8 protein-coding genes and 1 pseudogene are annotated in these 7,079 nt (G+C 74.0%); 3 read left to right on the plus strand and 6 right to left on the minus strand.

Features of this window, described 5'->3' with window-relative positions:
* Nucleotides 1-4: 4 nt before the first annotated feature.
* Together ACFYXV_RS18850 and ACFYXV_RS18855 are read right to left on the minus strand one after the other, a co-directional pair.
* Entirely contained in the window at nucleotides 5-640 is a 636-nt protein-coding gene (locus ACFYXV_RS18850) for a hypothetical protein (RefSeq protein WP_389383494.1), read from the minus strand.
* Between the two features lie 23 nt (nucleotides 641-663).
* Nucleotides 664-1,524 (minus strand): phosphotransferase enzyme family protein, encoded by an 861-nt coding sequence (locus ACFYXV_RS18855; RefSeq protein WP_389383495.1) that lies wholly within the window; start codon nucleotides 1,522-1,524, stop codon nucleotides 664-666.
* Nucleotides 1,525-1,600: 76 nt separating this feature from the next.
* Here ACFYXV_RS18855 and mgt point away from each other — a divergent pair.
* Nucleotides 1,601-2,883, plus strand: a pseudogene (gene mgt, locus ACFYXV_RS18860) (macrolide-inactivating glycosyltransferase).
* Nucleotides 2,880-3,431 (plus strand): DUF1697 domain-containing protein, encoded by a 552-nt coding sequence (locus tag ACFYXV_RS18865; RefSeq protein WP_385476523.1) that lies wholly within the window; start codon nucleotides 2,880-2,882, stop codon nucleotides 3,429-3,431. Before mgt ends, ACFYXV_RS18865 begins: the two are co-directional and overlap by 4 nt.
* A 51-nt stretch (nucleotides 3,432-3,482) precedes the next feature.
* Here ACFYXV_RS18865 and ACFYXV_RS18870 read toward each other — a convergent pair whose 3' ends face one another.
* Nucleotides 3,483-4,331, minus strand: a complete 849-nt coding sequence (locus ACFYXV_RS18870; RefSeq protein WP_389383496.1) for an aldo/keto reductase — start codon at nucleotides 4,329-4,331, stop codon at nucleotides 3,483-3,485.
* A 45-nt stretch (nucleotides 4,332-4,376) separates the two neighbouring features.
* Between ACFYXV_RS18870 and ACFYXV_RS18875 the strand changes: the two genes are divergently transcribed.
* Nucleotides 4,377-5,378 carry a ketopantoate reductase family protein gene (locus tag ACFYXV_RS18875; RefSeq protein WP_389383497.1) on the plus strand — a complete coding sequence of 334 codons (1,002 nt, stop codon included), beginning with the start codon at nucleotides 4,377-4,379 and terminating at the stop codon, nucleotides 5,376-5,378.
* Nucleotides 5,379-5,385: 7 nt separating this feature from the next.
* Here ACFYXV_RS18875 and ACFYXV_RS18880 read toward each other — a convergent pair whose 3' ends face one another.
* From ACFYXV_RS18880 to ACFYXV_RS18890, 3 genes are all read right to left on the minus strand, one after another.
* Entirely contained in the window at nucleotides 5,386-5,829 is a 444-nt protein-coding gene (locus tag ACFYXV_RS18880) for a hypothetical protein (RefSeq protein WP_389383498.1), read from the minus strand.
* A gap of 129 nt (nucleotides 5,830-5,958) precedes the next feature.
* Nucleotides 5,959-6,741, minus strand: a complete 783-nt coding sequence (locus tag ACFYXV_RS18885) for a sirohydrochlorin chelatase (RefSeq protein ID WP_389383499.1) — start codon at nucleotides 6,739-6,741, stop codon at nucleotides 5,959-5,961.
* Nucleotides 6,742-6,749: 8 nt separating this feature from the next.
* Nucleotides 6,750-7,079 (minus strand): ABC transporter permease (locus tag ACFYXV_RS18890; RefSeq protein ID WP_389383500.1); only part of this gene is annotated, 330 nt, incomplete at its 5' end.

The following is a 7,079-nucleotide window of genomic DNA, read 5'->3' on the forward strand; positions in this document are numbered from 1 at the left end:
CGGCTCAGGCCGGCCACTCCTCGCGGTGGACGATGTGCAGGTCGCGGTCGGCGGGATGGCAGCCCACGCTGCGGCAGTGGTGCCGGCCCCCGTGGTTGAACGCCTGTCCGGGGCCCGTGCGGGCGAGCTCGGCGAACTCCCCGGCGGCCTCCCGGAGCGTGCGGGCGCTGCCGGTCATGAACAGCGTCTCGCTGTGGACGTCCTGGCGGAACCGGTCCCGGTTCTCCCGGTGGTACCGGCCGGATGCGTACGGCGCCGCGTCGGGACCGGGGCAGGGCAGGTCCACGGTGCGGGGGCGGCCGGGTCCGAGTCGGCCGCGCAGCTCCTTCCACCGGGACGGGGCGAACTGCAGGGAGTGGTGCAGCAGGACGAGTTCGAGCGGGCGCCGGACGCCGGCGTCCTGCGGTTCGCCCGCCGCCGCGGCGTTGGCCCGCAGCGGCAGGTGGACCAGCGACCGGGGCGAGGTGGCCGCGAGGGCCCACAGCCCCGCGGTGATCCGCGCGGCTTCCCGGTCGAACCAGCCGTTCACGTACCAGGGGTCGTCGACGAGCAGCGCGCGGACCGGCGTCCGGGCCGGGCGGATGACCTTGAACTCCGCCGCGCCCAGCCGGGCGGTGTGGATCGTGGTGTGCAGTTTCATGTGCCGTCCTTGGTACGGCATTCCTAGAACGCGTGCCAGCGGGTTTCCGGGTCGCCGTCGCGCAGGGAGGTGACGCGGCGGCGGAATTCGGCCAGGGCCTTCGGGTTGGCCGGGGCGTGCTGGGCCACCCAGGCGCAGCTGGCCGTTTCGCGGGCGCCCCGGAGCACCGCGCAGCCCTCCCAGTCGCGCACGTCCCAGCCGTACGCCGCCGTGAAGGCCTCGTACGACCGCGCCGGCAGGCCGTACCGGTCGCGGGAGAGGGCCATCACCACCAGGTCGTGCTCGCGCAGATCGGCCGAGACGGTCTCCAGGTCCACCAGGACCGGTCCGTCCGGGCCCACGTGGACGTTGCGGGGCAGGGCGTCGCCGTGGATCGGACCCGGCGTCAGACGCGGGGTGAGGGCGGCCACCTCGCCGGCGTACGCGTCGCGCCGGGCCCGCAGGTACGCCGCGTCGGCGGGGTCGACCGATTCGCCCGCCAGCCGGAGCCAGCGCTCGACCCCGCCCAGCAGGTCCCGCGCGGGCAGCGCGAAGGGCGCGGCAGGGAGGGCGTGGATCTGCCGCAGCAGCACCGCCAGGTCCTCGGGGCCGGCCGGGCGGACCGCGTCCTGGAGGCGGTGCCACACCGTCACCGGACGGCCCGCCACCAGCCGCGCCCGCGGCTCGGCCGCGCGGACGGCCGGGACCCCGGCCCGTTCGAGCCAGCCGGCCACCGCGATCTCCCGTTCCGCCCGCTCCAGCAGCGCGGCCTCCCGGCCGACCTTCACCACCAGATCACCCACCGCGAACACCGCGTTCTCGCCGAGAGCGAGCAGCTCGGCCGGCCGGGCCGGCCCCGTCAGACCCGCTGCCGTCAGTACGTCCCTGGCCTGCGCCTCGTCCATGCCCTGTCTCTCCGGATCCGGATCTTCGTGAATCCGCCCAGTCTCGCACCCGCGGTCCGTGCCCGGCCGGACATCCATGTTGCACGAGACGTATCGTCTCGTTAGCCTCGATGCATGACCCCAGCCAAGCCCGCACACATCGCCATGTTCTCCATCGCCGCCCACGGGCACGTGAACCCGAGCATCGAGGTGATCCGGGAGCTCGTCGCCCGCGGCCACCGCGTCAGCTACGCCATCCCCGCCTCCTTCGCCGAGAGGATCGCGGAGACCGGCGCCACGCCGGTGATCTGGAACTCCACCCTCCCCACCGACGACGAGCCCGATGCCTGGGGCACCGAGCCCATCGACAACATCGAGCCCTTCCTCGCGGACGCCGTCCAGGCACTGCCGCAGCTCGCGGCCGCCTTCGAGGGCGACGAGCCCGACCTCGTCCTCCACGACATCACCTCCTACCCGGCGCGCGTCCTCGCCCACCGCTGGGGCGTCCCCGCCGTCTCCCTCTCCCCGAACCTGGTCGCCTGGACCGGGTACGAGGAGGAGGTCGGCGAGCCGATGACGGCCGAACTGCGCGCCACCGAGCGCGGGCGGGCGTACTACGCCCGCTTCCGCGCCTGGCTCGACGAGAACGGCATCGAAGAGGACTGCGACCCCTTCGTCGGCCGGCCGCGGCGCGGCATCGTCCTCATCCCGCGCGCCCTCCAGCCGCACGCCGACCGCGTCGACGAGTCCGTCCACACCTTCGTCGGCGCCTGCCAGGGCGACCGCAGCGCCTCCCAGGGCACCTGGCAGCGCCCGGCCGCGGCCGCGGGGAAGAAGCTGCTCCTCGTCTCCCTCGGCTCCACCTTCACCAGGCAGCCGGCCTTCTACCGGGCCTGCATCGAGGCCTTCGGGGACCTCCCCGACTGGCACGTCGTCCTCCAGATCGGCAAGTTCACCGACGAGGCCGAACTCGGCGCCGTCCCCGCCAACGTGGAGGTGCACCGCTGGGTTCCCCAGCTGGACATCCTGCGCCGGGCCGACGCCTTCATCACCCACGCGGGCGCGGGCGGCAGCCAGGAGGGCCTCGCCACCGGCACCCCGATGGTCGCCGTCCCGCAGGCCGTCGACCAGTTCGGCAACGCCGACATGCTCCAGGGTCTCGGAGTCGCCCGGCACGTCCCCATGGGGGAGGCCGACGCCCGGACCCTGCGGGAGGCCGTCCTCGCACTCGTCGGGGACCCCGAAGTCGCCGCCCGCGCCGAGGCGGTCCGCGCGCGGACGGCCACCGAGGGCGGTACGCGACAGGCAGCCGACCTCATCGAGGCCGAGCTGGCCGCATCGGCGGCACCGTCGGCGGACCGTCCTATCGTTCGTCCATGACCACGAAGAAGTACGCGGCCCTGCTGCGCGGAATCAATGTCGGCGGGGCCAGGAAGGTCCCGATGGCCGAGCTGCGCGAGGTCCTGGCCGACCTCGGCCTGACCGGGGTGCAGACGTACCTCCAGAGCGGCAACGCCGTCTTCACGAGCCCGGAGAAGGAACCGGCCGCCCTCGCCCGCGAGCTGGAGCGGGCCATCGAGGCCCACTTCGGCTTCCGGGTGGCCTGCCTCGTCGTCGACGGGGAGTACCTGCGCGCCGTCGCCGAGGCCTGCCCCTTCCCGGCCGCCGAGCTGGAGGGCAAGCAGCTGCACGCCACCTTCCTCTCCGCGCAGCCCGGTGAGGAGCGGTTCGCGTCGATCGACGGGCCCGTCTTCCTCCCGGAGGAGTACCGGATCGGCGACCGGGTCGTCTACCTGTACGCTCCGGACGGCCTCGGCCGCTCCAAGCTGGGCGAAGCCCTCCACAGGCCCGCCGTGTTCAAGGGCATCGACGCGACGACCCGCAACTGGAACACCGTCGTCAAACTCGTCGAGCTGACGGAGGAATGAGGACTGAGGACTGAGGACTGAGGCCGAGGACGCCCGGACGCCAGGCCGTCGCTACCCGCCGAGCGCGTCGAGGACGGACAGCTCCCGTGGTGTCAGGCGGATCGCCGCCGCGTCCAGGTTCTCGGCCAGGTGGACGGGAGAGCCGGTCCCCGGTGCGGGGCACAGCACGGGAGAGCGGTGCAGCAGCCAGGCCAGCGCGATCTGCCCCGGCCCCGCCCGGTGTTCGGCGGCCACGGCGGTCACCGCCGCCGCGCTCTCGCGCGTCAGGGCGCCGCTGCCCAGCGGGTAGTACGGCAGGAAGGCGATCCCCCGCGCCGCGCACAGCGCGAGCACCTCCGCCGAGGACCGGTCCATCAGGTTGTACGGGTTCTGCACGGCGGCGACCGGCACCACCTCCAGCGCCCGCCGCAGCTGTTCGGCGCCCACCGTGTCCAGGCCGATGTGCCGGATCTTGCCCTCCGCGCGCAACTGCGCCAGCGCGCCCAGCTGTTCCGCCTCCGGGACCGCGGGATCGAAGCGGTGGAGCTGGTAGAGGCCGATGCTCTCCACCCGCAGCCGCCGCAGGCTCGCCTCGCACATCGCCCGGAGCTGCTCGGGCCGCCCCGCGGCGTGCCACCGGTCGGGACCGGTGCGCACCACCCCGCCCTTCGTGGCGACGACGAGCCGCTCCCCGTAAGGGTGAAGGGCCTCGGCGATCAGCTCCTCGGCCAGGTCGGGGCCGTAGTTGTCGGCGGTGTCGATGAGCGTGACACCGCGTTCGACGGCGGTGAGCAGCAGGGTCCGGGCCTCGGCGCGACTGCCGCGCGGGCCCCAGTACCCGGGGCCGACCAGGCCTCCCGTACCGAGGCCGAGCCGCCGTACGGGGAGTTCCCCGCCGAGAAGGAACGCGTCGTTCACCATGCCCCGACGGTAACCCGGAGCTCCGGATGTGCCAGGCTCCGGATCATGCGTTACATCATCATCGGCGCCGGGGCGATCGGCGCGACCATCGGCGGACGGCTGGCGGAGGCGGGCGCCGAGGTCGTCCTCGTCGCGCGCGGCGCCCACGCGGAGGCACTCAAGGCGGACGGGCTGCGGCTCACCACGGCGGACGGGACCCGGGTGCACCGGATCCCGGTGGCCGAGGGCCCGGCGGAACTCGGTGAACTGCGGCCGGACGACGTGCTGCTGCTGACCGTCAAGACGCAGGACGCGATCGCCGCGCTCGACGCGTGGGGCGATGCGGAGGTGGCGGGCGGCGGTACGGCGGCGCAGCGGCTGCCGGTGCTGTGCGCGCAGAACGGGGTGGAGAGCGAGCGGCTGGCGCTGCGCCGCTTCGCCCGCGTGTACGGGGTCTGCGTCTGGCTGCCCGCCACCTTCCTGGAGCCGGGCGTGGTGTCCGCGCTGTGCGCGCCGCTGACGGGCATCCTGCACCTCGGACTCGCGGCCGGCGGAGCGGACGCCCGGGCCGGGCGGATCGCCGCCGACCTGGAGAAGTCCGGCTTCGAGGCCCCGGTCGTCGAGGACGTGATGCGCTGGAAGTACGCCAAGCTGCTGGGGAACCTGGGCAACGCCGTCCAGGCGACGACGGGCCCCGAGCCGCACCCGGCCAAGGCGGCCCTGCTGCTGCGCGCCCAGCGGGAGGGACGGGCGGCGCTCGTGGCGGCGGGGATCGCCCACGCCTCCGACGAGGAGCAGGCGGCGGCCCGTGACGGCAAGGTCGAGCAGCCCCCGGGCGTGCGCGGCGGCTCGTCCTGGCAGTCCCTGCACCGGGGCACCGGCTCCATCGAGGCGGACTACCTCAACGGCGAGATCTCGCTGCTGGGGCGCCTGCACGGGGTCCCGACCCCGGTGAACGACACCCTCCGCCACGCGGCGAACATCTTCGCCCGCGAGGGCCTGCCGCCGGGCGCCATGTCGGTCGAGGACCTGACGGCCCTGGCCGACGAGGCGTCGGCCAGGGTTTGACGCTGGGTCAGAAGGTGCGGTCGCTGCGCCAGGTCGCCTGGCTGGAAGGGTTGTTCATGTCGTAGGTGGTGCCGGAGAGGAGGCGGTCCGCGCCGCGGGTGCCCGTGTAGCGGCCCTTGGGCCCGTGGTTCCACTGGACGATGAAGTAGATGTCGTTCCCGGTGACGGACCCCTCCCGCACGGTCCCCACGGTGTTTCCGGAGGACGTGGATCCGGTGAGGTTGCCGTCGCTGTCCTGCCTCAGATCGATGTGCACGGTGGCGTTGGACTGATAGATGGTCCAGACCCCGCCGGCGTTGAAGTAGGCCGCTGCCGGGGCTTGTCGCACCGCGGCCGGCGCGCTCGCGGGGACGGCGTTCGCGGGGGCGGTGAGACCCGCCCCCGCGGCGGACAGGATCAGGGCGGCGGCGGACGTGGTGAGGAGTGTGCGCATACGGCGTGAGATGGACATCTGCCCTCCAGGGGCGGCCAGGACGATCGATCCCGTTGTGTGGTGCACGGAATCTCGCGGCTGGACTACCCATGATCCACTGGCCCGAGCCCTTGATTCACCCGAACGGGAATCGGGCGGGGCCGGGCATCACGCCGCGGCGAGCAGGGGCAGGCCGCGCGGCGCCGTGTCGTAGCGGCGCAGCAGGAGCCGGGCCAGCTCGGGGGCCGCGCCGAGGACGCCGGCCACCAGATCCGCCCCGGCGGCTTCCGCACCCGCCTCGATACGGTCCGGCAGGCGCCCGGGAGCGATGACGTACGGGGCCACCGCCACCCGGCGGACGCCCTCGGCGCGCAGGGCCCGTACGGCGTCCTCCGTACGGGGCAGGCGGGCGGAGGCGAACGCAGGCCGCACGGCGCACCAACCGGTGTGCCGCCACTCCCGCGCGATTTCAGCGATCACTGCGATCGCCTCCGGGTCGGAGGAACCGGCGGACGCGAGCACCACACCGGTGGTGGCGCGGTCCGCCGGGGTGAGGCCCGCTTCCGCGAGGCGGCGCTCCAGGGCGCCGACCAGCAGCGGGGACGGGCCGAGGACGTCCGCGATCCGGACCGAGAGGTCCGGCATCCGGGACGTGGCCTCGGCCAGCACCGCGGGTATGTCGGACTTCGCGTGGAACGCCCGCGTCAGCAGCAGCGGGAGGGCCACGATCTCCCGTACGCCGGACCGGTACAGGGACGAGGCCACCTGGGGCACCGTCGGGGTGTCGAAGTCCAGGAAGGCCGTCTCCACCCGCAGCCCCGGCCGCAGCGCCCGCACCCGCCGGGTGAGGGCGTGCACGGTCGCCGCGTGCCGCGGGTCGCGGCTGCCGTGGGCGATGACCAGCAGGACGGGGTCGCTCGCCGGTGCGGTGGGACGGAAGAGGGGACGCATGGCGCGGCTCAGCTCTTGACCAGGAGGCCGCGGGTGCGCAGGACCCATCGTTCGGCCGGGCTGAAGATGAGGAGGTCGATGGCGATGCCGACGACGAGGATGAGGATGATGGCGAGGAAGACGCCGGGGAGGTCGATGTTGTTGCGGCCGTTTTCGAGGAGTTGGCCCAGGCCCAGGCCGAGGTCGGGGGAGCTGGCGATGATTTCGGCGGCCATGAGGGAGCGCCAGGAGAAGGCCCAGCCCTGCTTGAGGCCGGCGAGGTAGCCGGGGAGGGCTGCGGGCATGACGATGTGGCGGGCTCCGGCGAGGCCGGTGGCGCCGAGGGTGCGGCCGGCGCG

The organism is Streptomyces sp. NPDC002181 (assembly GCF_042890485.1).
Classification (GTDB): Bacteria; Actinomycetota; Actinomycetes; order Streptomycetales; family Streptomycetaceae; genus Streptomyces.